The sequence below is a fragment of the Agrobacterium leguminum genome, from assembly GCF_005144435.2.
Classification (GTDB): domain Bacteria; phylum Pseudomonadota; class Alphaproteobacteria; order Rhizobiales; family Rhizobiaceae; genus Agrobacterium; species Agrobacterium leguminum.
In genome coordinates this window covers 2089166-2114489 of the sequence record NZ_CP120212.1, presented here as the reverse complement: position 1 = coordinate 2114489, position 25324 = coordinate 2089166, and the positions used below count along the sequence as shown (strand labels likewise).

The following is a 25324-nucleotide window of genomic DNA, read 5'->3' as shown; positions in this document are numbered from 1 at the left end:
CAGGGTCAGGCCGCCTGAACGACGGGCGGCCTGACAGATGGTGAGCTTCAGGCGGCTTTGTTGGCGGAGCCTGCGTCCACCCGGCCCGAAAACCAGTTTGCCAGGATTGCGCCGGAAATATTGTGCCAGACGCTGAAAATAGCGCTCGGAACCGCAGCGAGAGGCGAGAAATAGGCCGTTGCAAGTGCCGCACCAAGGCCCGAATTCTGCATGCCGACCTCAATCGCAATGGCCTTGCGTTTGGCAAGCGACAGGCCCGTTGCCTTTGCCGCGAGGTAACCGAGGAGATAGCCAAGCCCGTTATGCAGGACGACGACGGCAAAAATCATCAACCCGGACTGGGCGATGGACGCCTTGGATCCTCCCACCACCGCCGAAACGATGAGGACGATGCCGATGACGCTCACCAGCGGCAAAGCCGGAACGGCGGTCTTGACGAGACCGGGCAGCAGCTTCTGCAGGGCGGCGCCGAGAGCGAGCGGAACCAGAACGACCTTGACGATGCTGAGGAACATCGCCCAGCCGTCAACCGGCAGGAACTGGCTCGCAAACAGCCAGACGAGGAACGGCGTCACCAGCGGCGCGGCAAGCGTGGTTACCGAGGTGCAGGCAACGGACAAGGCGACATCGCCCTTGGAGAGATAGGTCATGACATTGGAAGACGTGCCGCCCGGGCAGCAGCCGACCAGAATGACGCCCGCCGCGACTTCCGGCGGCATGGGAATGATCCGGGTGAGCAGCACCGCCAGAAGCGGCATGATGAGAAACTGGCCGAGCACGCCGATCGTCACATCGAACGGCCTTTTTACGACCTCCCTGAAGTCATCGACCGAAAGTGTGAGCCCCATCCCGAACATGATGATCGACAGAAGCGTGACGATCCACGGCGCAATCTGCTTGAACGTATCCGGAAAAAAGAAGCCGAGCACGGCGAACAGGATGACCCAGGCGGCAAAGGTCTTGCCTACAAAAGCCGAAACGGCTGCCAGTGTTTTCATGTCTATACTCCAAAATGAACACCTGACCCGTCTAGACCGCGATGTCACTGTGTCAAGGTCACAACGAACGACGAGCGGCCGCTCCATGAACCATTTGGAAAAAGATTGAACGCCGATGGCGCGGCGAGCGAGCTTTCGGCGATGTCAGATCGCAATCCATGGCTGCCGCTTTCCGGCGGATCGCAGACAAATCCGGCATCTGATCCGGGTCCCTTCGCCCTTAAAAAAACCTCTTGACCTGGACCATGGTTGAGGTCCTAGAAGTACTGTCACCTTGTTTTCGCAAGGCTCTTTCCATGCTCTTGAGCGAACAGTTGACAAAGGATACCCCATGGCTTTCCAGCTTCCCGACCTCCCCTATGCCCATGATGCGCTCGCCCCCTCGGGCATGTCCGAAGAGACGCTGAAGTTCCATCACGATCTTCACCACAAGGCCTATGTCGATAATCTCAACAAGGCGATCGTCGGCACCGAATGGGAAAACAGGAGCCTCGACGAGATCGTCCGGGGCACCTATGAGAAGGGTGCGGTGGCGCAATCCGGCATCTTCAACAATGCCTCCCAGCACTGGAACCACAATCTCTTCTGGGAAATCATGGGGCCGGAAAATCATGCGATCCCCAAGGTGCTGGAAGATGCGCTGACGCAGTCCTTCGGCTCGGTCGCGCTGTTCAAGCAGAATTTCGCCCTCTCCGGCGCCTCCCAGTTCGGTTCGGGCTGGGCGTGGCTGGTGGTGGATACCGACGGTTCGCTGAAGATCACCCGCACCGAAAACGGGGTCAATCCGCTCTGCTTCGGGCAGAAGGCGCTTCTTGGCTGCGATGTGTGGGAACACAGCTATTACATCGACTTCCGCAACAAGCGCCCCGCTTACCTCGAAAACTTCCTCGACAATCTGGTGAACTGGCAGGCGGTCGCCGCCCGCCTTTGATTTGAGCCCCACCGATCCTGCCGGTCCCGCTGCCCTGGGCGGCCGGCCGGATCGGGCGCAGCCGGACAGCCGCCGTCCGGCTGCAACTCCCTTCGAGCGTCTCAATGCCCTATGTCGTCACCGAAAACTGCATCGCCTGCAAATCCATGGACTGCGTGGAAGTCTGTCCGGTCGAATGTTTTTATGAAGGCGAGAACATGCTCGTCATTCACCCCGATCAATGTATCGACTGCGGGATTTGCGAGGGCGAATGTCCCGCCGCCGCAATCCGGCCGGATACCGAAGCGGGACTGCATGTCTGGCTCGACCTCAACCGCCACTATTCCGGCATCTGGCCACGCGTGCACCAGAAAAAGTCACCGCCTGACAATGCCGACATCATGAATGGCGCTGCGGCGAAGATGTCCATTTTTTCGAAAAATCCGGGAGCGGGCGGTTAGTCCGGCACATCATGTCTCATAATCTCAGGCTGATCGATGGCAGTGTGGTCAATCACGCACATGTTCCGCTGAAAGCTTGCGCCTCTCCGATGATCTCCCCGCGTGAATTCAAGGATTCAATGGCCGACCTAGCCTTCACCGTGGCGGTGGCCACGCCCTGCCACGCCGGAGAGCGGGTTGGACGCACAATCACCTCCTTCATACCGCTCAGCGCAGAACCGCCGCTTCTGATGATCTCCATCGACGCCAGCAGCCGCATGGTCGATCTCATCGCAGCGAGCCGACGCTTTTCCGTTGCGGCACTGGCCAGAGGACAGGAGGAGATTGCGGCAACTATCAAAGCGCGATGGGTCTGTGAGCAGGCCGATCATAGCAGCGCCTACACCGACACAGGTTGATGACGATGATGCCTATGTCTTTTTTCAACATTAGCGCCTCAACAAGGCAACGCGGAAAAAAAGGAAGAGGCACGGCCCGCCTAAGCTGACACTGCCAGCCATTCGGCACGCTGGCATAGCCACGCTCTCAAGCCACCATACACTACAACGAGGTCCTCACTGCCGTATTAGGATCCAAATGACATCAAATTCAATTCTGCCAAAGTAGTACTTCTGTAATGGGCCTTTGTTCGTCACGTCCCTCTGAATGATTATCTCGTCGCTGAGATCATGCTTCTGTCCGTGGTCGGTACGAAGACTGCCACACTAGGCCATCAGATCAAAACGCCGGCAGGTCAATCTAGGAAGCGTGCTTCGCCGAAGCAGTCACAGCACTACACACGACCTTTCCAAGCCTGCGTCCCAGCGACGGGACCTCATCAGATGCAAACCTTATACTTGCCTGCATCGATCACATAGTCTCTACTCATGCCGCCATAGGGCTTGCGCTCCAGCGGAAGTCCACCGCATCCATCCACATGCAGTGAAGTACGACACTCAGTTTGCGTGCAAGGGCAACCTTCTCACGCTTCATCCCACGAAGCTTGGCTACATCGAGCGCCCAACGCTTTAGACTGGAAAAGCGCGCGCCCGCGGACGCGAACAATGCGGTTCACACCGTCGCCTCGCCGACCTTACTGACGCCGCCATCGCGATCGGTCGCGCCGGATTGATATTTCTTCGGCGTCAGCCGAAAATAGGCGCCTACCGTGCTGGACTTTTCAAACCGGACAGGATCATCGACCGCAGAGCAGTAGGTCAGCGCAACCAGGGCACCGACACCCGGCGCACTCATCAGCCGCTGGCAAACCTTGTCAGCGCAGGCGATCCTAAGCATCTCACGATGTAGCTTCGTAAATTCGCCCCATAGCGCTGCTCGCGCCGTCAGCATCGTATCAATCACCATCGATAATGTCGAATGCCCTGCAATCAGTTCGCGAATGCGCGCCTCGAAGCGCCCACGGCTGACCTCGCCGACCTTTAATCCATAGTCACGCATGATACCCCGGATGCTGAGTTCGACGTCGAGCAGCTTGTATTGCAGAAGCTTGCGGCCGACCAATAGAGCCCGAGTGTTCTGGGCTGGCGACGATTTGGCGTGGACCGGACGATACCATCCCATGCGGAGCAGTTGCGCGATCCCTCGTGCATCCTTGCGGTCGGTCTTCACAGTCATCGCCGAAAACGCCATCTTCACATGCCGCGTTTCCAGCAAAACCACATCATGCCCCGCAGCAACGAGAGCCGCATACAGCCATTGGGACAAAGGCCCTGCTTCAAGGCCGATGCGCTCTACGAGAAAGTCCAATTGATCAAAATACCCGAGCAGGCATTCTGGCTCGCTGCCTACCTTAACCTCCCGAAACAGCTTACCCGTCGCGTCGACCACACACACTGCTCTCTTTCAGCGAGACGTCGATTCCTGCATAATACTCCATGGCTGTTCCTCTTATGATGCTTGAGGCCGATCGCTCGAACCTCGTTCCAAAACATCATTATTCTGAGGGAAAGCTACCCAACTGGCTACTCGTGAGACGCCGGCCCATTAGGCATCTAGGATAGCTGACTCAGACCAACGGGTATAAGAGGAACTGCCGCACGCCCTCTGAAACAGGCTGCGGGACTGAGGCCTCGGCGCTCTCTAGTGACGGGCCTCTTTTGTTTTGGCTAGTGCTGTAAAGGGAACCGAATTACACTACCGGCTAAGCGATGCAGATGAATTGCGGAGCCGCACAAGATTGAATATGGCTTCAAATATGAACAACACGTCCATGATAGTCCGACTAAGCTTCCTCGATGGCCTGCGGGGTATCGCTGCGTTTGCCGTAGTTTTCTGGCATTGGCAGCATTTTTTTTTCAATGGAACCGTGCTGGGGCCACTCAGGACGGAGGCACAGCCCTTTTACCAAGCGTTCGCCTTCTTTTATCGGGAGGGCTGGCGGGCGGTACCGCTGTTTTTTGCTCTCTCTGGCGTGATTTTCTTCTGGTTAGCTGAAGAGAAGCTCGCATCAAAAGAGCTGAGCCTCACAGCCTTCGCCGTCGACAGATTCAGCAGGATTTATCCGCTTTACATCATCACGTTTGTTGCGGTTTTCATTGTCCAGTGGTTTATTCGCGGAGAGACAGGAAGCTATTTTGTTTACGCATTTTACGACACCTATCACGCCGTACTGAACATACTCCTGATGTCAGCTTGGGGGCTCGAAGAGGGCTGGTCTTTCAATGCTCCGGTTTGGTCGATTTCTGTTGAGATCCTTCTCTACATCACCTTCGCTGTTGGATGCATGCTCGGCAAAGCTCGGTACATATATTTCGTGGGGCTGCTCATCCTAGGGCATTTACTTCCAGCATCAGCTTACAAGGTTGCCAGCGGACTAACGCAATTTTATCTCGCAGGACTTCTCTTCGCCGTGTTTAGGGAGGGTAAACGACAATTTGGCGACAGGGTCATTGCACCGTTTGTTTTCGTCGTGCTCGTCTGCTGGTCGGTGTTGATTTTCGTTCCAGAGGCGAGGAAGTTCCTACTTGATACAATGGCATTTCCTTTAGGTATCATCGCCCTGACCGCATTGAATATGCGCTATCAGCGACGAATCCGCCTATTCGAATGGCTAGGTGATGTGAGTTATTCGGTCTACTTGTGGCACTTCCCACTTCAGTGCGTGTTTGTGCTGACCGCATTTCACCTAGGTTACGATAGGACCGTTTTCTACTCACCTACGGTCATGCTCGCATTCTTCGGAGTTGCGTCAGCCATCTCCATTCTGTCATTCTCGTATATTGAGCTTCCAGCAAAACAAATTCTCAGATCTCTACTAAAGGGCGGTCCATCGACGCTGGCGCAAGCCAAACGGGTCAATCCCAACGGATAAGAGCGATTTTTCAGCTATTTTGGCGTCAGGGTATCGCGCACGGGCTTGGTCGATCACACCGCAGGCAATGCAATGCGGATGATCTCGTCAATAAATTTCTCGACGATCGGCTGGGGTCGCTGACCAGCCTGCACCTTGGCTAGCTCGCCGTAAGAGTAGCGCAAGAAACTATCCCGCCAAGCAAGGAATGCCTGCGCTTCTGTCGCCAGGTTTCTGGATTTCGGAATTTACTAACTCAGAGATTGACAATACGAGAGGGCCTTGCTGCAAAAGAGACACGGGCCTCCCGGTGAAACACGACGACTTCCCTCTCTCGATGGATTACGGGCGATATCCGTTTCCTTGGTCCTGTTATTTCACATCAATGTACCTTGGTTCAGCGGCGGGTTGATCCACGGTGGGCAGCCCTTTCAAGGTTTTCATGGCAATGCCGGCGAATTCAGCCGCATATATAGCCCGGATGAATCGCCCAGGCGCCCCGCTCTGCAATATCTGATCGCCACCCTGCAGAAGAACGGCGTCGACATCCAGTCGGTCGAAGCGCTTTATCAGCAGTTCGACCCCTCCTGGCCCGGTGTCGAGGAATGGCTGGCCGAGACGATGCCGCAGGTGGACAGGCTGGTGGCGAGCCTGATCGCCGTTATCGATCCGCAGGCCATCGTCTTTGGCGGGCAATTGCCGCGCGCACTTGGCCGGATGATGATCGAACGCGCACACATGCCCTCCCGGCGCGAACATCGTTACGGTGTCGGCCCGAAGGAGGCGAAGCTGGTTCTCAGCGAGACCCAGGGCGATCCCTCGGCCATGGGTGCGGCGCTGTTGCCGCTCAGGGTGCGTTATTTCCTGTAGCTCAGCCCAGGCGGCCTGATGTAATCCCGCAACAATCATCACGGAAACGTGAGCCTGATTTCGCCCCCGGTTTTTTACTGGTTGGCAGCTTGCATCCGAAGGCGATAAATATGATTACAACTATCATGTTTATCGCGACATGACGCAGCATATCCAGCATGCTTCATGCGCCAAGCCAATACGTCACCGGGTCGATTGATGAGCAAAGCCCTGTTACAGGTTCTCGATGCCGAGGAGGAAAGCCGCCTGATGCGGTTTTTCCGCCGGCGCTTGCAGAACCGGGAAGACGCCGCCGACGCCATGCAGGAAACCCTGCTGCGGGCGCTGGAGGTTTCTCATGCGACGCTGATCGACAATCCGCAGGCCTATCTCTTCCAGATCGCCCGGTCCGTCGCCCGCCTGACGGCCATTCGCCAGTCGCGCGAGCGGCCGTTATTCGCACCTTACGAAGCGGGTTTTGCCGTTGCCTGCGAAGAGCCGGGGCAGGAGCGGATCGTCGCCGGGCGGCAGCACCTTATCTTAATGGCGCAGGCCATCGAGGCCCTGCCCAAGCGTTGCCAGCAGGTCTTCGTGCTCAGCCGCCTGCATGGCCATTCCAATGGCGAAATCGCCGCCCGTCTCGGCATTTCCCGCAACATGGTGGAAAAACACATCATCAAGGCGCTGCTGCACTGCCGTCAGGTTCGCGCGCAAATTAAAATGTAGACCGGCATCAGGTGTTCGCATCCTTTTTCACTCTATAAGGGAAAAGGACCACATCCCAGCACGCAACAAACGGCAGATCAGGACATGAACAAGCGCCCGGACGGTCTGAAGGATAACGGCTTGACCGATGACGCTCTGGCCGAAGAGGCCGCGCTGTGGGTGGCGCGCATGCAATCCAGAGACGCGACGGAAGCGGAGCGCGAGGCGTTTCATGTCTGGCTGCGGGCCGATGCCGCCCATGCTGGCGCCTATGAGGACATGCGGAGCCTCTGGGGCGAGCTTGGCGATATAGAGCTTGCGCCGGCCGAACAGCGAAAACGGCGCGGACCTCGCCGGGCAATGCTGGCGAGTGTTGCCGGTCTCTGCCTCATCGGGCTTGCGGCGCTGTTTGCGGAGAAAAGCGGATTGAAGGACCGCTGGCAGGCGGATTATTACACCGAAATCGGCGAAACACGCATGCTTTCGCTGGAAGACGGCAGCCGCATTAGCCTGAACACCGACACGGCGATTGCGGTTCATTATTCGCAAAAGGAAAGGCGCATCACCCTTCTTCGCGGCGAAGCTTATTTCGATGTCGCCAAAAACCCGGAGCGGCCCTTCATCGTAGAAGATGGAGCGCTGACGGCAAAAGCGCTCGGCACCCATTATTCGGTGCGCACCGGCAATGGCGCGCTGCCGCAGGAGGTGCAGGTGGAGGAAGGCCGGGTGGAGGTAACCACAGGCGCCGAGATCGCCGTGCTGACACCCGGAGAGGCCGTGACCCTTGGCGGCGACGGCCGGCTGGTGCGCGCCCGCAAGGATGTCGCCAACAGCATGGCCTGGCGCGAAGGCAAGCTCGTCTTTTCCGGCCAGCCGCTGCGCGAGGTTCTCGATATTCTCTCGCAATATCGCCGGGGCCGCATCGTTATCCTCGACGAGGCGGCGGCGAGGCAGCACGTCTCCGGCATCTTCGACCTCAAGGACACGGATCAGGCGCTCACCATTCTCGAAGAAAGCCTTCCCGTTTCGGTATCGCGGCTTTCCGGAATGCTGGTTTTCGTCCGCTCGCGATAAAATAACTTTTTTCGCAAATCCGACGTCAGGAGTCGGCCCGTCTTTTCACTCTAGGCAATCAGGACCCGTTTCAGCGGGGGGCATGAGATCACGAGTGAGAGGGAATGACATGAATTTGGGCAAGCAGGCACGCGGCTGGTTCTGGCTGACGACGACGGCGATCATCGGGGGTATCGTCGCCGCAGGTCCGGGCGCCACGACCGCCAGCGCGCAGACACCGCCCGCCGCAAGCGGCGCACCCGCCACCGTCACCGTCTCCATTCCCGCAGGACCGCTGGAAAACGCCATTCTCAGCTTCGGCCGTCAGGCCAATCTGCGCATGGTCTACCCCTCCGCGATCACCAGGGGCCGCAGCACGGCCGGCGTCAAGGGCACGCTCAGCGTATCGGCGGCCGTCAGCGGGCTTCTGGCCGGATCGGGACTGAACTACGCATTGGCCGGCGGCAATACCGTCCGTATTTTCGATCCCGCCAGCCAGACCGGCGAAGGCGGCGGTTCGGCTGCCGCCGGCAGCACCCTGCTTGCGCCGATCACCGTGCAGGGCACCGGCCTTGAAGGCGCCAGGGGCATCATCGAGAGCAATGGCTATGTCGGCAAATCCGGCCGCACCGCCACCAAGACCGATACGCCGGTTGCCGAAACCGCCCAGTCGATCACCACGGTCAGCCGCAAGCAGCTCGACGACCTGAAGCCGCAGAACCTCTCGGAAGCGCTGAACTACACGCCCGGCGCGCGCATCGGCCAATATGGCGCGGAGCCGCGTTTCGACGCCTTCAAGGTGCGCGGCACCGATCTCAGCACAACCGGTATTTTCCGCGACGGCCTGCGGCAGGTCAGCAGCCAGAACGGCAGCGCCCGGCTTGAGCCCTATGGCGTGGAAGCGGTTTCCATCCTGCGCGGTCCCGCCGCCTCCATCTATGGTGCCAGCAGCTCCGGCGGCATTGTCGATATCATCTCGAAACGCCCGACCGAAGAGACGCTGCGCGAGGTGGAGCTGCAATATGGCTCCTTCGGCCGCGTGCAGGGCGCTTTCGATCTTTCCGGCGCCGTCGATGACGAGAAGACCATGCTTTACCGCCTGACCGGGGTGGCCCGCGACGGCCGCAACGAAATCAGCGCCATCAAGGACGACCGGCTGTTCATCGCGCCGGCCTTCACCTTCCAGCCGGATGCCGGCACCAAGCTGACGCTGCTCGGCGAATATATGGACAGCACCACAGGCGGCACCTGGGGATACATCAACAATTACGGCAGCGACGGCAAGTCGATCGGCGCGACGCCGGTTTATGGCGGCGATTCCCGTTTTAATGATTTCGAGCAGAAACAATGGCGTATCGGCTATGAGTTCGAGCATGAAATCAACGATAACGTCACCTTCTACAGCAAGGCGCGTTATTCGGGGCTTTCGGCCGACCAGCAATGGGTCTTCGCCAATTATCCCGGCATCACCATCGAGGACAATGAAGGCGTCTCCGCCGACAATTACCTGAAGACCGAATTCGACACCGGCCCGGCGAAACATACGCTGCTGACCGGTATCGACTTCAGCCACATGTCCTACACCTCGAAACAGGGCAGCGGGCCGGGCCTGTTCACCGACACCTATACCTATACGCCGGATGTATCGCTGATATTGACCCAGCGGATGAACACGCTCGGCATCTATGCGCAGGATCAGGTCGAAATCGACCGCTGGCGCCTGACGGCCGGCATTCGTCACGACTGGCTGGACACCGAATATCAGGCCCAGACCGTCGGAGACGCAACGGCTCCCACCTATGACGGCGATGAAACCAAGACGACCGGCCGCGCCAGCCTCGGTTATGTCTTTGACAGCGGCGTGATGCCCTATGTCAGCTACGGCACCTCCTTCGTCGCCAATCCCGGCGTCATCATCACCACGGGAACGGTAACGGGCCAGGCGCAGCCGACGGTCGGCAAGCAATATGAGCTCGGCGTGAAATATGCCCTGCCGCAATATAACGCCCTGCTGAGCGCCGCCTTCTTCAATCTCGATCAGGACAATGCGACGGTCTATGAGACCTCGTCCGGCATCAACCTGCTGCGCCAGCTCGACCTGCGCTCGCGCGGCGTGGAACTCGAAGCCACGGCCTCGCTCGACAATGGCTGGAGCCTCATCGGCTCCTATTCCTATAACGACGTTGAAATCACCAAACTGACGTCGGAAACGGTGGGCAAGCAGCTCAATTCCTCGCCCTATCACACCTTCTCGCTGTGGGCCGATTACGAGTTCCAGAGCGGCGCGCTCGAAGGCCTCGGCATCGGCGCGGGGCTACGTTATGTCGGATCGAGCTTCGGCGACAACCAGCACACGCCCATTCTCGACAATGAGGCCCGCACCTTCGTCGACGCCTCGCTGCGCTACGATCTCGGCAAGGCCCTGCCCTCGCTGGAAGGCGTGAAACTGCAGATCAATGCCACCAATCTTCTCGACGAGGTGAAACAGGTCTGCACCACGGGCTTCTGCTATTATGACGAAGGCCGCAAGGTCGTCGGCAGCATCCGGTATCGCTTCTGATGCTGCAGCAGAACCCTGCCACAACCAAGCCGTCGCCTGCCGCCGTCTTCGTGGCGGTCGGCGGGCTTTATGTCGGCCAGAGCGTGATTGGCGGGCTGACCTTTCTCGGCCTGCCGGCGGTGCTCAGAACCGCCGGGCTGCCGCTGGACCAGATCGGCCTGCTTTATCTCGTCGTTCTGCCCTGGGCGCTGAAATTCCTCTGGTCGCCGCATGTGGAGCGTTACCGGCTGCCGCCCGTCGGCAGGAACCGGTCGCGGGTCATCGTCGGCACGGGCATCGGCGCCTGCGCCTGCGGCCTCGCTGTTCTTGCCTTCACCGGCCCGTCGCCGGTTTCCGTCGCAATCGCCATCCTGTCAGTGATCGCGCTGGTGACGGCGACAGTCGACATCGCCTGCGACGGCTATGCGGTCGAAACGCTGGCGGAAGAGCATCATGGCTGGGGCAATGCCGCACAGGTGGGCGGCTCCTATCTCGGCTCCGCCATCGGCGCCGGCCTGTTTCTGGTGCTGGTGGAGCGCGCCGGCTGGACGAGCGCCACGCTGGTCATGGCCGGGCTGGTCATCCTGCTCGCGCTCCCCTTCCTGTTCGGCCCGGCGGCAAGAACGGTCACGCAAACACGGGACCACCTGCCATCGATCAAAAACGCGCTCAGGCGACGGGAAGTCCGCACCGGCCTTCTCGTCGCTGCCGTTTATGTCGCCGCGCAGAAATGGGGTCTGGCAATGCTCGGCCCGTTCCTGGTCGATTACGGCTTCGATCTCGCCACCATCGGCGCACTGAATGGCATGGGCAGCATGATCGTCGGTTTTGCCGGCGCGCTGCTCGGCGGAACGCTGGTACGCCTCTACGGTGCGTCACGAATCCTGCTCATCGCCATCTTCGTGCAGACGGCGCTGTTGTGCCTTTTCGCCTATTTCAGCGTTCATCGCGATATTTCGCAATGGGTCGTCATGGCGGTTGCGGTGGCTAGCTCGTCGGGCATCATGTCCATCGGCTTCGTTGCGCTTTACGCCTGCTTCATGGGCTGGTCCGACCCCCGGCAGGCCGGGATCGATTTCACCCTGTTCCAGTGCATGGACGGCGTTGTCGGCATGATCGGCGGGCTGGGCGCAGGCGCGATCGCCGAAAAATTCGGTTATCAGGCCTCCTTCATCATTGCCGCCATCGTGTCGGTGCTCGCCGCACCAGTCATCTTCCTGCTGATGCGACGGCAGAACTCTTGAACCGAACCTCAGGGCGCGGCGGCTTAAACCGCGCCCGGCAGGCCTCTTGCATCGGCCTATTCGACCACCACCGACAGTGCCGAGCCGGTATAGACCGGCCGCACCTTCACATTGCCCGCATCTATAGTGGCGAATGTCCCGGTCAGACCGTTGGCGGAGATCACGTCGAGCCGCGTGCCGGCGGCCGGCGCGCCGCCATCGAAAACGAGCTTCAGCGCCGCGCCGTCGAGCACCGCATTGCCCTTGATCCGAAGCGCAGCCTTCCGCGGATCGACCGCCAGCGTGCCGCCCGACTGCGCATAGTCGCCGCCGATGACAAGATCCGTCTCTCCGCCGAGCGAAAGCGTGCCGCCGCTGACCAGCACGCCGCCGGTTCCAAGCGCATCGACGGACGAGGCCACCAGCGTTCCCTCCCGGACGATCGTGCCGCCGCCATAGCTGTTATGGCCGCCAAGCGTCAGCGCTCCGCTGCCGGATTTGACGAGACGCCCTGCCCCGGCAATATCGTTCGTCCATCTGTCCGCCGCATTGAACCCGCCGGCGGCAGCGTCCATCGTCACCTCGACATCGCCGTCAAACGCGCCGTAACCGCTGGCGGCAGCGACCAGATTGATGCGGCCCCAGCCATTGCTGTCATCCAGCAGCGGATAACCGGCTTCGATGCCGGTGGAAAACAGCACGGCGCGGCGCTGGGAGGCATCGAGATAGGGCAAACGTGTCTCCAGCAGGACCTCCGCCCCCTTCGGCACCACCATCGGCGCATCGCCTGCGGCCCTGTCGCGGCTGAAGGAATAGGTCATGCGCCTGCGATAATCCGCCCCGTTCTTCGCCGCATCGGCAAATTGGTCGACATCCGGCTTTGCGCCATGGGCGAAATCGATGAGCGACTGGCCCTGCGGCAGGCGTTTGGCGAAATAGGCCTGCAAGGCCGCATGCGCGGCCTTCTTCACCCCGGCATTTTTCGGGTCCTGCAACATGGCGGCAGCCATGGCGGTTGCGGTGATGCGGCCGCCGATCACGTCGAGCGGCGAATGCATGCCGGCGACGATGCGGCTCTCGCCGAGTTCGGAGGCAGCCGTCAGCAATTCGGAAAAGCGCTCCGGCACCGCATAGGCATAGGCAATGGCGGCCAGATAGGCGGCATTGGTGTGCCCGCTCGGAAAACCACCGTCCTTGCCGCGCCCGCGATTTTCCCGCGCATATTTCAGCGCCGGCACGATAACGCCCGGATCGCTGTCATGGCTTTCGAAGCTGCGGTCGCCAATCGTTTCCTTGCCGGTCTCGATCACCTCGCCTTTGTCGTTCATGCGCCAGGGCCGTGGTGTGGAATAGAAATATTTCGCCGGCGACGTCGTGCCCTCCGGGCCGCGGATCACCTTCATGAAGGCGACGAAATCCTTCAGTTCGCTATCGGCTGCACCCGCCTCGGTGCCCTTGTCGTCTTCCTTGCGGGCGATGACCTCGTTCGGATCGAAATCCGCCAGCGTATGATTGATCGTCGTCGTCGCGCCCGCCCCTTCGCGATACCAGTCGGCAAGCGGCCCCATGCCGTCGATGACGCTGTAACCCTGCGAACGCCGGTCGTTCATATAGGCTTCGAAAGCGGCAGCGCGCGTGCGGTTTTCACCCGTCACGGACAGCACGTAACGCATGTTCTCCTGCCAGACAGCGGGATCGACGATCTTCACATGGCTGAAATCCGCCGGACCATCGCCATTGGCGCCGCCATCCGCCCATTTTTCATCGCCGAGTGTCCAGATGCGGTTGAAACCGGAGAGGATTTCGATGATCGGGTTGTCCCGGTCATCATAGGCGCGAACCGTCTCGCCCTTCTCATTCTTGCCGGTCTGGTTGCGATAATTGTCGGCAAGCGGCAGCGGATATGTTGCCGCCGGTTCCGGCACCGTAATCGCATAACCCTGCCCTGCCGGCCCGGTGCGATCGAACGCCTGCGCGCCCGGAACCAGAACCAGCAATGCGACGGAGGCGAGCAGGCTCGAGCGTGCGGAAAAGAAAGACGACATCTTCAGTCTGGCCATGACGAATCCTATGATTTTCAGCGAGTGACGCGTGACGAAAACAGGCGGCGCGGCGTTCCGCGCGCCTCATCGTCAGGTTTAAACGGAGCGTATTTCAGTTTTTCGATGGGCCGCCGGGAACGGCTCCCCGCGGCAATTCCTCCAGCGAAAATGCGCCGCCTTCGGAAAGAAACAGCGCGATACGCCCGGAGCATCACTCCGGGCATATCGTTCGAGATCTTCACCGTTCCGCCGGAGGCGGACGGTCGGGCCGTTATTTCTTGACCGCGACGGCCTCGTTGATCTTGGCGACGTCATCTTCCAGAACCTTGCAGGTCTGGTCGAGCGTCAACTCGCCGACGATGAGCTGGCTCATGCGCTGCACGATCTGCTGATACATGGCGCTGCCACCCTTGGCGCGCTCGAACTCTCGGGCGGCCTGCGGCACGTTCTTCTTGTTGTCGAGGAAGACCTTCATCGCCGCCTTGGCGTCTTCGCTCTTCAGCTTGTATTGCGGATCAACGATCTCCGCGCCGGTCAGGATGACGTAGTTCTCGGCGATTTCCCGCTGCACCTTTTCGGAGCCGAGGAATTCGATGAAGTGAGCCACATCTTCCGGATATTTGGTGCGCTTGAAGCCGACAATGGCTGTGCCGCCGGGCATGGCGTAGCATCCGGCCTCGCCGCAAGGCGCATTGATCGCCGTCCATTCGAAACTGTCGCCGATCTTGTTCTGGAACGGATTGACCATCCAGTTGCCGGCCAGATAGGTCACGACATTGCCGTTGACGAACTCGTCACCCATGTTCTTGTACTGCGAACCGCCGGCCGCACCCCACATCTCCTTGGGGAAGCTGCCATTCTGCGTCCATGAATAGATATCGGCGATGTATTTTTTCGCCGCGTCGTCCGGGAAGCTGAACTTGCCGTCCTTCACATAGGTCGCGCCATAAGCAAAGGCGCCGCCGGAGAAGCGGTGGCCGGAACGGTCCATGGTGAAGGGAATCTGCACGCCCGTCGCCTTGGCGACACGGGCGGAAGCCTCGACGATCTCGCTGAACTTGGCGGTCGGGCCAGGCAAGGGTTCGCCCGCCTGCTCGAACAGCGTCTTGTTGACGAAGGGCAGGTTCAGCGTCTGCGACGCCATGTAACCGTTGATCGACTGCGGATCGTTGACATTCGGCAGGCGGAGCTGGTTGAGGCTGGAACCGTGCAGCTTCGCGAAGGCTTCCGCGTCTTTCATATAGGGGCGCATGTCGAGATAGTAGGGCGCAAGCTGCCAGTCGGTGATCTTGGCGATGTCAGGACCTTCGCCCACCGCAAGCTGCACCGGCAGCTGCTTGGAAACCGCGTCATAACCCGAAGATACGAAATTGATCTTCACACCCGGATTGGCCGTCTCGAACTCCTTGCTGAGTTCCGACATGCGCTGCACATAACCCTGGTCGTCATCCGTAAAAAGGAAAGTAATCGTGCGGGTCTCGGCCTGGGCCGTCGCAAGACCGGCGACAGAGGCCACTACGAGGGCGCTGACGCCCGAAAACAATTTCATCATGCTCATCCTCCCAATGAAAACATTTTCATAAATCGAACAGAAGCTCCTCTGCTTAATTCGATTTATAATGTTTTGCGGCTTGACAGAATAAACGTCAAGCTGTTTGTTTTACATAAATCGCACAAATCGACGCAGAAAAGCGAAAATCGGATTGTGAAAATAATTTCATAAAGATCGACGGGAGGCGATCCATTATGACGGATGGACCATTTGCGGCGAACGCGTCGCAGCCGACATATACCGTCGCAAACGGCGAAACGGTGACCGCCTGGATCGTCTCCGATCTGGTGGAGACGTCGTTTCCCGGCACCGCAGCCCCCGCCGAAGACCGCGTGAACTATCGCTTCATCAACGGTTTCGTGGATGTGGGCGACCTGCCCTGCCGCAAGGCCTTCCAGCAGACCATGATCGGCCGCGATATCGCGCCCGAGACTGGCTTTACGGTTTCGCACCTCAACCTGCCGGGTTCCAATCGCCGCGTCGAATTTACCGGTTTCTGGCATGTTCCCACCCATGTGCAGCACTGGCTGAAGGGCACCTTCCGCAGCGATGCGGCAAGACAGGCGCATTTTCGGCTGCGTACCTGCGGCGGCGTTCGCATCTGGGTAGGCGGCGTCGAACAGGTCCGTTTCGAACCCTTTATCCGCAATGTCGAAAGCAGCCGTGACGTCACGCTCGATCTCGCGGCCGGCGACAACGAGGTGCTGCTGCTCTGTGAGGATCTGGCGGAACGCGACATCATCTGGTTCTTCGAGCTTGAGGTTGTCGACGCCGTGCCGCTGACCGTCGTGCTGCCCGTGCCGCTCGACCGGGAGGAGACGAAGCGTCTCGCCGCGCTGGTACGCGATGTTCGCCCGGCGCGGGATGTGTTTTGCGGCACAGCCCTCGAACTGGTGTTCGGGGCGGCGCCTGCGAGCGACCTGCCCGTGCACATCGCCGTCAAAAGCCATGGGCATGAGCGCGCTTCGCTTGCGGAAGTGGATACAGTGCTGAAGGCCGGGCAATCCACGCTGACGATCCCCGGAACGACAGGCATTTCGGACGGATATCACGGTGTCAAAATCACCATGGGTTCGGGAGCGGGAACGGTAACCCGCGTCATCGACGCCGCTTTCATGCATGACATCGCGCCGCAAGCATCCAATGCCGATATCAACGGGCGAAAAAAGGCCGCCCTCTCCTTCAGCGCCCGCTTCGGCGCCTGGCGCATCGGCCGCGCGCTGGCGATGGTCGCCACCGGCAGCGATGACATCGAGACGATCGGCGGCATCGTCGATGCGACGCTGCATTCCATTGATCGGCGGGAAGACTGCTCCGATTTCGTCATGATCCCGCTTCTGTGGCTGGTGCGCGCCTATGGTGACCGCCTGCCGGCAGAGATGCGGGCGCGGATCGATGCCTCGATCCTCGGCTATCGTTACTGGGTGGACGAACCGGGCAATGACGTCATGTGGTTCTGGAGCGAGAACCATGTTCTCTGCTTCCACACCAGCCAGTTGCTGGCTGGCGAATATCTGCCGGATGCCGTCTTCACCGCCTCCGGCCGCACCGGCAGAGAACAGGCGGCGCTGGCCGCCGACCGGCTGGAGCGCTGGTTCGACAGCGTCGAGGCACATGGCCTCGCCGAGTGGAATTCCGCTGCCTATTATCCGGTGGATTTCATCGGCCTTCTCGCCATCGAACATTGGGCGGGACCGGAGCTTGCCGCCCGCGCCCGCCACCAGATCGATCTCATTTTCGAGATGATCGCGCTGCACACGCTCGGCGGCGTTCCCTCCGGTTCGCAAGGGCGGGCTTATGACAAGGAGCTGCGCGCCGGGCCGCTGACGGAACTGGCGCCCTTTGCGCAGGTCGCCTTCGGTCAGGGCTGGCTGAACAACGGTGTCGCCTCGCTGCCGATGTTCTGCTGCGGCGATTACCTGCCGCCGGCACATCTTGCCGCCCTTTCACAGTTGACAAGTGGCCGCATGGTCGAGGCGCGGTATGCGCAGGGGCTGGAGCCCGGCAAGCTCGTGCTTTTCAAGAACGAGGCCGCCCAGCTTTCCACCGTTGTCGATCACAAGACCGGCCGCAAGGGCCACCAGCAGCACGTCATGGACATCAAGCTTGCGGGCCACCCGATGGCGCGGCTCTGGGTCAATCATCCGGGCGAAGACGATCCGTGGGGCACGCAACGCCCCTCCTATTGGGCGGGAAGCGGCATCCTGCCGCGCGTGGCGCAACATCGCGATCTGGCGATGCTGATCTTCGATACGCAGGATCACCGCAACGACTGGACCCATGCCTATCTCGGCCGCGACGGGCTGGACGAGGTGCTGGTGGAGGGTAACTGGCTCATCACCCGCTCGGGCCGCGGCTTTGCCGCGCTTTATGCGACCAACGGGCTTCAGCCCATCGCCGCCGGCGCCACCGCCAGTCGCGAGATCAGATCGCCCGGCCGCCGTGCCGGCTGGGTCGGCATCGTCGGCTGCGGGGATGTCGCGGAGTTTGCCCGCTTTCGGGAAAAAATCCTCGCCACGCAGATCACCTTCGATGCCGAAAGCCGGCTGCTCTCGGTCACGCCGCCGGGCGGAGCTGAGCTTACCCTGACCTGGGACGGCGCATTCACCATTGGCGGGCAGGCCATGGCCTTCGACCACGACCAGCCCCAGCCGGAAATTACCTTCGACAGTGCCGACCCCGCATCGGGCGGCGCGGCGCAACCATTCTACTCCTAAGCGGAATTGACAGATGAACCAGCCAAGCATGGAAAAAGACACTCTCAGGACGACGATCGACAATGTCGCCGCCGCCTTCAGCCGCCTCAAGGGCATTCAGGAAGGTCTGGTCAGCGGCAGTTCCGATGGCAAGATCCAGTTCGATGAATGGGACTGGGAGGTGGGTGTGGGCCTTTACGGCTTCCTGCGCCGGGCGCTCGCCGCCAACGACCGGAAGGCGCTTGACGACCTCGTGACATGGTATGGCTGGCAGATCGAGCGCGGCCTGCCGCCGCGCCAGATCAACAGTTCCGCGCCGATGCTGCCGCTTGTCATCCTCACCGAACATGTCGACCGGCCGGATTTCCGGGCGCTGGTGGAAGACTGGGCCGACTGGCTGGTGCATCAATTGCCGAAAACCGAAGATGGCGGCTTCCAGCATGTCGTCAAGGAGCGGCTGAATGAGGGCGAACTCTGGGACGACACGCTGTTCATGGCATGTCTGTTCCTCGCCCGCGCCGGCGTCGTCTGCAAACGTCAGGACTGGATCGACGAGGCGGTCTACCAGTTCATGATCCATACGCGTTATCTCTCGGACCCCGTCACCGGGCTCTGGTATCACGGCTGGACCTTCAACGGACGCCATAATTTCGCTGACGCCTTCTGGGCGCGCGGCAATTCGTGGATCACCGTCGCCATTCCCGAGCTTTTCGAACTGGTGCCGACGCTTGGCGAAAAGGACAGGCGTTTCCTCGCCAATGTGCTGGCAAGCCAGGTGCGGTCGCTGCGCCAATATCAGCGCGAAGACGGCATGTTCCACACGCTTCTCGATGATCCGACCTCCCCGGTGGAAACATCGGCGACGGCCGGCATCGCCTATGGCATTCTGCGCGGCATCGAGGCCGGCATTCTCGGCGAAGAAAACCGCCCGCATGCGGAACGCGCGCTGAAGGCGGTGCTTGGCAATATCGACGACGAAGGCGTCGTCCACGGCGTTTCCGACGGCACGCCGATGGGCCACGATCTCGACTTCTACCGCCGCATTCCCAATCTGCCCACGCCCTACGGGCAGGCACTGACAATGCTGCTTCTGATCGACGTTTTTCTGAAAAGGCCAAAGGCATCGTGAGCATCATGAACATCAGTCAGGACATCACAGTCGCGGCGGGTGGCCTCGATGCCACGGCAGCCATTCAGCAGGCTATCGACACCGTTTCAGCCGCAGGCGGCGGGCGCGTGTCTCTCTCGGCCGGGCGTCACGTCAGCGCCGGCCTCCATCTCAAAAGCGGCGTGGAACTGCACCTTGCCGAAGATGCGGTGCTTGCCCCCGTTTCCGATTACGACGCCTATGCCCTCACCCGGGTTTCGGTGATTGCCGAAGATTCCGATCGCGGCATGATCATCGCCAGGGGGGCGCATGACATCGCCGTCACCGGTCCCGGCCGTATCGAGGCCGGCGGTGAAAACTTCATCGTTGGCGACGACAAGGCCATGGGCACCTATGTCCCGGCAAAAAAACGCCCACGCGTGATGGTGCTGGAAAGCTGCCGCAAGGTGCGCCTTGAAAACCTCTCCGTCAGCGGTTCGCCGATGTGGACGCTGCATATGGTCGATTGCGAAGACCTTCATTTCCGCAATCTGCGCATCGAAAACGACCGCCGCCTGCCGAATACCGACGGCATTGTGCTCGATGCCTGCCGGCGCGCCCTGATCGAGGATTGCTTCATCTCGACCGCCGATGACGGCATCTGCCTGAAAACCAGCGCCGGGCCGGACGGCAAAGCTGTCGGTGCCTGCGCCGATATCACCGTTCGCCGCTGCACCGTTTCCAGCATGAGCTGCGCGCTGAAGCTCGGCACGGAATCCTTCGGCGATTTCACCAATGTCGTGTTCGAGGATTGCAAAATCGTCCAGTCCAATCGCGGCATCGGCCTGTTTTCCCGCGATGGCGGCGCGATGCGCAACATCCGCTTTTCAAGGATCGAGACCGAATGCCACGAAACGCCGGGCGGCTTCTGGGGTTCGGGTGAGGCTGTAACCGTCACCGTCGTCGACCGCCGCCCGGAGCGTCAGGCCGGCAGCGTCGACAATCTGGTCGTGGAAGATCTGAGCGGCTCCATGGAAGGTGCGATCAACCTCGTCGCCACATCGAAGGCCGGCATTCACAATGTCCGGCTGGAGCGCATCACGCTGTCGCAGCAGCCCGGCAAGCTCGGCACCGGCCTGCAATACGATCTGCGCCCCACAAATGCGGATATTGCGCCAAGCCCCCATGCCGCCGGCCGCGCCAATGCCTGGACGCAGGATGCTGAGGGCAGGATCGTCGGAATGGAGGATTATCCCGGCGGAATGCCGGCGGTCTATCTTGCCGGCGTGGAAGGATTTGCGGCGCATGATGTCGCCATTAAAAGAACGACGCCCTTGCCCGAGGGCTGGAACAGCCAAGAGATCGTCGCGACGACGAACTTGTCCGAAGGGAGCAGGTGATGGGAAGTCTGAAACTCGAAAACCTCAATAAAGCGTTCGGCGCCGTTCATGTGCTGCATGACATCGATCTTCAGATCGAGAACGGCGAATTCGTCGTTTTCGTCGGCCCCTCGGGCTGCGGAAAATCGACGCTGCTGCGCATCATCGCCGGTCTCGAGGACGTCACCTCCGGCACCATCGCCATCGGCGGGCGCGATGTCAGCGCGCTGTCTCCGGCCGAGCGCAAGATCGCCATGGTCTTCCAGTCCTATGCGCTTTATCCGCATATGAGCGTGCGCAAGAACCTTGCCTTCGGCCTGGAAAACCTGCGCTTCAAGCGGGCGGAAATCGATAGCCGCATCAACGAAGCGGCGCGCATGCTCGCCATCGAGCCCTATCTCGACCGAAAGCCGAAACAGCTTTCCGGCGGCCAGCGCCAGCGCGTCGCCATCGGCCGCGCCATCGTGCGCGAGCCGGATATTTTCCTGTTCGATGAGCCGCTATCGAACCTCGACGCGGCGCTGCGCGTGCAGACGCGTGCCGAAATCACCCGCCTGCATCGCGATATCAAGACAACGATGATCTATGTCACCCACGATCAGGTGGAAGCCATGACCATGGCCGACAAGATCGTGGTGCTGCGCGCCGGGCGCATCGAGCAGGTGGGCAGCCCTCTCGAGCTTTTCGACAATCCGCGCAATCTCTTCGTCGCCGGTTTCCTCGGCTCGCCGCGCATGAACATGCTCAAGGGCGCCATCACCAAGGGCAGCGACGGCAGCATCGCCATCGACGCCGGCTACGGCGTGTCCCTGCCCTGCCTTGTCGATCCGGCAGCCGTCAGCCCCGGGCAGGCGGTTCTCGCGGGCATACGCCCCTCGCATTTCACCATCGCGGATCGAGGATTGCCCTTCGAGGTGCAGTATCACGAAAGCCTCGGCACCGAGACCTATCTCTACGGCAATCTCCAGGGCGAGAAAGAGCAGATCATCGTGCATCAGGCGGGCCATTTCGCCCCCGCTTCCGGCTCGGTGCTGAAGATCATGCCGGCGCGGGAAAAGGTGCATGTCTTCGATCCCGCCACCGAACTAGCGCTGCCGCGCCTCGACAGCGAAGGGAGAGGTTAGCATGGCTAATCCGAAGCTTGCGAGACTGTCCGACCGTGCGCTCGATGCCGTGATGGCGATTGCCGAAGTGCCGCTCAACTTCATCGAGCGGCTGATCGGCAAAAGGCGCATGCCTTATATTTTCCTGATGCCGAACCTCGTTCTCTTCGGCATCTTCACCTTCCTGCCGATTGCCATTGCCGTCGGTTACGCCTTCACCGGCGGCACCGAACTTCTCATCACCGACCGCCCCTTTGTCGGGCTGGAAAATTTCGGCAAGCTGCTGGATTGCCAGAGCTACATGGACCCCGGAAGCTGCCGGGAATCGCTGTTCTGGACCGCGATCTGGAACACGCTGTGGTTCGTGGGCTTCAACGTCATCGCCACGCTGCTTGTCGCGCTCATCACCGCCCTCATCCTCAACCGAGCGATTGCCGCGCGCGGTTTCTTCCGCGCCATGTTCTTTTACCCGGTCCTGCTGTCGCCCGTCGTCATCGGCCTCATCTGGAAATGGTTCCTCGACCGCAACGGCCTGCTGAACGCCTTTTTCCAGATGCTCGGCGTGCCGCCGGAAATCTTCCTGCTGGATGTCGGCTGGTCGCGTTTCTTCGTTGTGGTGGTCTCGGTCTGGTTCCATATGGGCTTTTATACGCTGATCCTGCTGGCCGGCCTTCAGGCCATCCCGAAGGACCTCTATGAAGCCGCCGCCATCGACGCCGCCTCGCCCCGGCGCACCCTGCTGCGCATCACCCTGCCGCTGCTTGGGCCCAACCTTCTCGTCGTGCTCATCCTGCTTATGATCCGCTCGGTGCAAATATTTGACGAGGCATGGGTTCTGACCAATGGCGGCGGGCCGGGCACGGCCAATACATTTGTGGTGCAATATATCTACCAGATGGCCTTCGGCAGCGATCTGAGGCTCTTCGGCCTTGCGTCAGCCGCCTCAGTTCTCATGGGCCTTGTGCTTCTCGCGCTGACGCTCGTGCAATTGCGCCTCGGCAAAAAGATGGAGTCATGACCATGTCCAACGCCGTCTCCTTCCTCACACGCACCCGCCGCCCCGGCCGGATCGGCCTCACCGATATCCTGTCATGGGTCTGGCTCATCGGCGGCACGCTCGCCGTCCTCATCCCGGTCGTCTGGGCCGCCATGTCATCGCTGAAACCGGAAGCCGAAATCACCCGGTTTCCGCCGAGCCTTCTGCCGCGCGCCGCGGTGCAGGTGGAAGTGCAGGGTTACGACAAACCTCTCAGCCTCTGGAAAGCCCCCATTGACGGCATGGAGCGGGAAATGGCCATGGTCCGTCGCATCGGCCTGAAAGCCCAGATGGTGGACCCCACCAATCCCGGCCCGCCGGTCAGCGTCGACACACGGGAAATAACGCCCGTCCAGAAACTGACCGTCGCGACGGAGAACTTCACCGATCCGCTCACCCGGTTCAGCTTTTTGACCTTCCTCAAGAACTCGGTCTTCGTCACTTTCGTCGCAACCGTCCTGACGCTGATCGTCAACGCCATGGCAGCCTTTGCACTGTCGAAATACCGCTTCCGCGGCGAGAAGGCGATCTTCGTGCTGATCATCTCCACCCTGATGATCCCGCTCACCGTCGTCATGGTGCCCGCCTATCTCGTCATCGTCGGCGTCGGCCTCGTCGACAATCTCTGGGGCGTCATCATCCCGACGGTCGCGACGCCGACTGGCGTGTTCCTGCTCCGGCAATATATGCTGACCATCCCGGACGAGCTGATCGAGGCGGCCCGCGTCGATGCGGCAAGCGAATTCCGCATCTTCTGGCGCATCATCCTGCCGCTGACGGCGCCGGCGCTTGCGGTTCTCGCCATCTTCTCGGTGCTCTGGCGCTGGAACGACTTCCTCTGGCCGCTGATCGTTCTCAGCAGCCGCGAAAACTTCACGCTGCAGGTGGGGCTGAACGCCTTCCAGGGCGAGTTCTCGGTGCAATGGCACTATATCCTCGCCATGACCTTCCTCAGCCTGGCGCCAGTCACCGTCGTGTTCCTGTTCCTGCAGCGTTACATCACGACAGGCATTGCCGGCACGGGGATGAAGTAAGGAAAGTACGAGCTTGCGGTGAGACAGCAGGCCGTCACGATTGGAATGTTAAAGCTCCTCCACCCGTCATCCCGGCCTTGAGCCGGGATCCAGCCGACGCGCGTCTGCACGGCGAAAGAACTCTTTTCAGCCCAAGGACTTGGGCTGCCTGGATTCCGGCTCAAGGCCGGAATGACGGGAGAATTAATCGTCTGGAGTTTGTTCAGCGGTCAACACTAGACGATACTCCAACACCCTACTTCGGCGGCGGCGCGATGCTGCCCCTTAACACCAGCCGACAACCGAGTTCCAGCCGGTGCGCCGGGCGGGTGGGATCGGCCGCCATAAGCCGTTGCTCCAGCAGCGCGAGCGCCGCGCCGCCCAACCTGTCGGCGGGCAACTGGATGGTGCTGAGCGGCGGCGCACTGAAGGCCGCCGGCATGATATCGTCAAACCCCAAGACCGAAACATCGTCCGGCACCCGGATTCCGGCTTCCGTCAGGGCTTTCAGACAGCCAAGCGCCAGATTATCGGCGGCGCAAAAGATCGCCGTGGCGTTTCTGAGCGGCCGCTGTTCGGCCAGCAGACGGCGGATGGCGGCCTCGCCCCATTCGGGCTCGTAGCTCTCCACCTCGATGACCATATCGGCGGGAACAGTGAGACCCGCCGCGAGATACGCGTCGCTATAACCGTCATATCGGCGGCGGATCGTCGTGCGCCCTTTCCAGGTGATGTGCAGAATATTGCGATGCCCGAGCGACAGCAGATGTTCGATGCCGAGCCGCGCGCCAAAACGGTTCTCGGCGGTCACCGTATCGACGATCATGGCCGGGTCCTCGCCATTGATCAGCACCACCGGCCGCGCAAGCGCAGACAGCGCCTCGACCAATTGCGGCCTGTCATCGTTCAGGATCACGATACCGTCGACATTGTCGGCATCCGCCGCCGCCGCCACCGCAACCGGGTCGAGCCGGCTCGTTGTGCTGACATAGGGAACGATGCGAATGCCGCGCCGCTCGCATTCGCGCCGGAAGCCGTTCAGCATCGTCCAACTGACCATGTTAAGGTCGCTTTGAGGTGCGGCATCATTGGTCATGGCCAGAAGCGCGACGCGCAAAGTGGCGATCGTCGCCTTCTGTCGCCGGCTTTCAAGATAACCGAGTGCGCGTGCCGCCTCCAGCACTCGCTCGCGAACCTGCGTGGTCAAGGGTGCGGTGCCATTGATGGCGTGCGAAGCCGTACTCAGCGAAACATTCGCCTCCCGCGCCACGTCCTTAAGCGTCGTTTTCCTGTCTATTTTCATAAAGGGGAAATTCAACCACTCTACTTCGGACGGTGCGGGCAGAAAGCCTGCCTCACGCAGTCGATCTGAAGAATACCCGTGCCTGT

The 25324-nt window shown here is 60.7% G+C and carries 18 protein-coding genes and 2 pseudogenes; 15 read left to right on the top strand and 5 right to left on the bottom strand.

The features are described from left to right. Positions 1-47: 47 nt before the first annotated feature. Positions 48-998 (bottom strand): bile acid:sodium symporter family protein, encoded by a 951-nt coding sequence (locus CFBP4996_RS24225; protein WP_006697363.1) that lies wholly within the window; start codon positions 996-998, stop codon positions 48-50. Positions 999-1329: 331 nt separating this feature from the next. On the opposite strand from CFBP4996_RS24225, the gene CFBP4996_RS24220 reads away from it, so the two are divergent. The 3 genes from CFBP4996_RS24220 (at position 1330) to CFBP4996_RS24210 (ending at position 2767) form a co-directional block, all read left to right on the top strand. Next, positions 1330-1929, top strand: coding sequence for a superoxide dismutase (locus CFBP4996_RS24220; RefSeq protein WP_080853510.1), 600 nt, complete (start codon positions 1330-1332; stop codon positions 1927-1929). Positions 1930-2033: 104 nt separating this feature from the next. Continuing rightward, the gene (gene fdxA, locus CFBP4996_RS24215) at positions 2034-2369 is read left to right on the top strand and encodes a ferredoxin FdxA (protein WP_080853511.1); all 336 of its coding nucleotides are present in this window, start codon (positions 2034-2036) and stop codon (positions 2367-2369) included. An 11-nt stretch (positions 2370-2380) separates the two neighbouring features. Further along, positions 2381-2767: a flavin reductase gene (locus tag CFBP4996_RS24210; protein ID WP_272868922.1), complete on the top strand. Its 387-nt coding sequence runs from the start codon at positions 2381-2383 to the stop codon at positions 2765-2767. Between the two features lie 466 nt (positions 2768-3233). On the opposite strand, the pseudogene CFBP4996_RS24205 reads toward CFBP4996_RS24210, so the two are convergent. Then, positions 3234-4245, bottom strand: a pseudogene (locus tag CFBP4996_RS24205) (IS110 family RNA-guided transposase). 318 nt (positions 4246-4563) lie between these two features. Between CFBP4996_RS24205 and CFBP4996_RS24200 the strand changes: the two are divergent. The 6 genes and pseudogenes from CFBP4996_RS24200 (at position 4564) to CFBP4996_RS24175 (ending at position 12048) form a co-directional block, all read left to right on the top strand. After that, a complete protein-coding gene (locus tag CFBP4996_RS24200; RefSeq protein ID WP_170988592.1) occupies positions 4564-5679 on the top strand; it encodes an acyltransferase family protein in 1116 nt (371 codons plus the stop codon). Between the two features lie 375 nt (positions 5680-6054). After that, positions 6055-6528 (top strand): annotated as a pseudogene (locus tag CFBP4996_RS24195) (ROK family protein); the annotation flags it as partial. Between the two features lie 198 nt (positions 6529-6726). Beyond that, positions 6727-7233 (top strand): RNA polymerase sigma factor, encoded by a 507-nt coding sequence (locus CFBP4996_RS24190; protein ID WP_080853513.1) that lies wholly within the window; start codon positions 6727-6729, stop codon positions 7231-7233. A gap of 84 nt (positions 7234-7317) precedes the next feature. After that, positions 7318-8286 carry a FecR family protein gene (locus tag CFBP4996_RS24185; protein WP_080853514.1) on the top strand — a complete coding sequence of 323 codons (969 nt, stop codon included), beginning with the start codon at positions 7318-7320 and terminating at the stop codon, positions 8284-8286. Between the two features lie 109 nt (positions 8287-8395). Beyond that, positions 8396-10825 (top strand): TonB-dependent siderophore receptor, encoded by a 2430-nt coding sequence (locus CFBP4996_RS24180; RefSeq protein WP_080853515.1) that lies wholly within the window; start codon positions 8396-8398, stop codon positions 10823-10825. Beyond that, positions 10825-12048: an MFS transporter gene (locus CFBP4996_RS24175; protein ID WP_080853516.1), complete on the top strand. Its 1224-nt coding sequence runs from the start codon at positions 10825-10827 to the stop codon at positions 12046-12048. Before CFBP4996_RS24180 ends, CFBP4996_RS24175 begins: the two co-directional genes overlap by 1 nt. 56 nt (positions 12049-12104) lie before the next feature. Here the strand turns inward: CFBP4996_RS24175 and CFBP4996_RS24170 are convergent, their stop codons facing one another. Beyond that, on the bottom strand, positions 12105-14087 hold the full coding sequence (locus tag CFBP4996_RS24170; RefSeq protein WP_080853517.1) for a phosphatase PAP2 family protein: 1983 nt from the start codon (positions 14085-14087) through the stop codon (positions 12105-12107). A 253-nt stretch (positions 14088-14340) separates the two neighbouring features. Next, positions 14341-15621 (bottom strand): ABC transporter substrate-binding protein, encoded by a 1281-nt coding sequence (locus CFBP4996_RS24165; RefSeq protein WP_080854788.1) that lies wholly within the window; start codon positions 15619-15621, stop codon positions 14341-14343. Between the two features lie 194 nt (positions 15622-15815). Between CFBP4996_RS24165 and CFBP4996_RS24160 the strand changes: the two genes are divergently transcribed. Genes CFBP4996_RS24160 through CFBP4996_RS24135 form a run of 6 tightly spaced genes read left to right on the top strand, consistent with a single transcriptional unit; the run spans position 15816 to position 23956 of the window. Beyond that, positions 15816-18338 (top strand): hypothetical protein, encoded by a 2523-nt coding sequence (locus CFBP4996_RS24160; protein WP_080853518.1) that lies wholly within the window; start codon positions 15816-15818, stop codon positions 18336-18338. A gap of 13 nt (positions 18339-18351) precedes the next feature. Next, positions 18352-19446: a beta-galactosidase BglB gene (bglB, locus tag CFBP4996_RS24155; protein WP_004433483.1), complete on the top strand. Its 1095-nt coding sequence runs from the start codon at positions 18352-18354 to the stop codon at positions 19444-19446. Positions 19447-19451: 5 nt separating this feature from the next. Then, positions 19452-20804: a polygalacturonase PglB gene (gene pglB / locus CFBP4996_RS24150; protein WP_162936021.1), complete on the top strand. Its 1353-nt coding sequence runs from the start codon at positions 19452-19454 to the stop codon at positions 20802-20804. Then, the gene (locus CFBP4996_RS24145) at positions 20804-21907 is read left to right on the top strand and encodes an ABC transporter ATP-binding protein (RefSeq protein WP_080853520.1); all 1104 of its coding nucleotides are present in this window, start codon (positions 20804-20806) and stop codon (positions 21905-21907) included. Before pglB ends, CFBP4996_RS24145 begins: the two co-directional genes overlap by 1 nt. Position 21908: 1 nt before the next feature. Beyond that, positions 21909-22904 (top strand): carbohydrate ABC transporter permease, encoded by a 996-nt coding sequence (locus CFBP4996_RS24140; RefSeq protein ID WP_004433473.1) that lies wholly within the window; start codon positions 21909-21911, stop codon positions 22902-22904. A gap of 2 nt (positions 22905-22906) precedes the next feature. Next, positions 22907-23956 carry a carbohydrate ABC transporter permease gene (locus CFBP4996_RS24135; RefSeq protein ID WP_121490344.1) on the top strand — a complete coding sequence of 350 codons (1050 nt, stop codon included), beginning with the start codon at positions 22907-22909 and terminating at the stop codon, positions 23954-23956. Positions 23957-24191: 235 nt separating this feature from the next. Here the strand turns inward: CFBP4996_RS24135 and CFBP4996_RS24130 are convergent, their stop codons facing one another. After that, entirely contained in the window at positions 24192-25238 is a 1047-nt protein-coding gene (locus CFBP4996_RS24130) for a LacI family DNA-binding transcriptional regulator (protein WP_170988593.1), read from the bottom strand. Between the last annotated feature and the right edge of the window lie 86 nt (positions 25239-25324).

What these genes read in the sequence shown, in the direction of transcription:
- CFBP4996_RS24225 (WP_006697363.1), bottom strand. Translation starts at nt 998, where the DNA reads ATGAAAACACTGGCAGCCGTTTCGGCTTTTGTAGGCAAGACCTTTGCC.
- CFBP4996_RS24220 (WP_080853510.1), top strand. Translation starts at nt 1,330, where the DNA reads ATGGCTTTCCAGCTTCCCGACCTCCCCTATGCCCATGATGCGCTCGCC.
- fdxA (WP_080853511.1), top strand. Translation starts at nt 2,034, where the DNA reads ATGCCCTATGTCGTCACCGAAAACTGCATCGCCTGCAAATCCATGGAC.
- CFBP4996_RS24210 (WP_272868922.1), top strand. Translation starts at nt 2,381, where the DNA reads ATGTCTCATAATCTCAGGCTGATCGATGGCAGTGTGGTCAATCACGCA.
- CFBP4996_RS24200 (WP_170988592.1), top strand. Translation starts at nt 4,564, where the DNA reads ATGAACAACACGTCCATGATAGTCCGACTAAGCTTCCTCGATGGCCTG.
- CFBP4996_RS24190 (WP_080853513.1), top strand. Translation starts at nt 6,727, where the DNA reads ATGAGCAAAGCCCTGTTACAGGTTCTCGATGCCGAGGAGGAAAGCCGC.
- CFBP4996_RS24185 (WP_080853514.1), top strand. Translation starts at nt 7,318, where the DNA reads ATGAACAAGCGCCCGGACGGTCTGAAGGATAACGGCTTGACCGATGAC.
- CFBP4996_RS24180 (WP_080853515.1), top strand. Translation starts at nt 8,396, where the DNA reads ATGAATTTGGGCAAGCAGGCACGCGGCTGGTTCTGGCTGACGACGACG.
- CFBP4996_RS24175 (WP_080853516.1), top strand. Translation starts at nt 10,825, where the DNA reads ATGCTGCAGCAGAACCCTGCCACAACCAAGCCGTCGCCTGCCGCCGTC.
- CFBP4996_RS24170 (WP_080853517.1), bottom strand. Translation starts at nt 14,087, where the DNA reads ATGGCCAGACTGAAGATGTCGTCTTTCTTTTCCGCACGCTCGAGCCTG.
- CFBP4996_RS24165 (WP_080854788.1), bottom strand. Translation starts at nt 15,621, where the DNA reads ATGATGAAATTGTTTTCGGGCGTCAGCGCCCTCGTAGTGGCCTCTGTC.
- CFBP4996_RS24160 (WP_080853518.1), top strand. Translation starts at nt 15,816, where the DNA reads ATGACGGATGGACCATTTGCGGCGAACGCGTCGCAGCCGACATATACC.
- bglB (WP_004433483.1), top strand. Translation starts at nt 18,352, where the DNA reads ATGAACCAGCCAAGCATGGAAAAAGACACTCTCAGGACGACGATCGAC.
- pglB (WP_162936021.1), top strand. Translation starts at nt 19,452, where the DNA reads ATGAACATCAGTCAGGACATCACAGTCGCGGCGGGTGGCCTCGATGCC.
- CFBP4996_RS24145 (WP_080853520.1), top strand. Translation starts at nt 20,804, where the DNA reads ATGGGAAGTCTGAAACTCGAAAACCTCAATAAAGCGTTCGGCGCCGTT.
- CFBP4996_RS24140 (WP_004433473.1), top strand. Translation starts at nt 21,909, where the DNA reads ATGGCTAATCCGAAGCTTGCGAGACTGTCCGACCGTGCGCTCGATGCC.
- CFBP4996_RS24135 (WP_121490344.1), top strand. Translation starts at nt 22,907, where the DNA reads ATGTCCAACGCCGTCTCCTTCCTCACACGCACCCGCCGCCCCGGCCGG.
- CFBP4996_RS24130 (WP_170988593.1), bottom strand. Translation starts at nt 25,238, where the DNA reads ATGAAAATAGACAGGAAAACGACGCTTAAGGACGTGGCGCGGGAGGCG.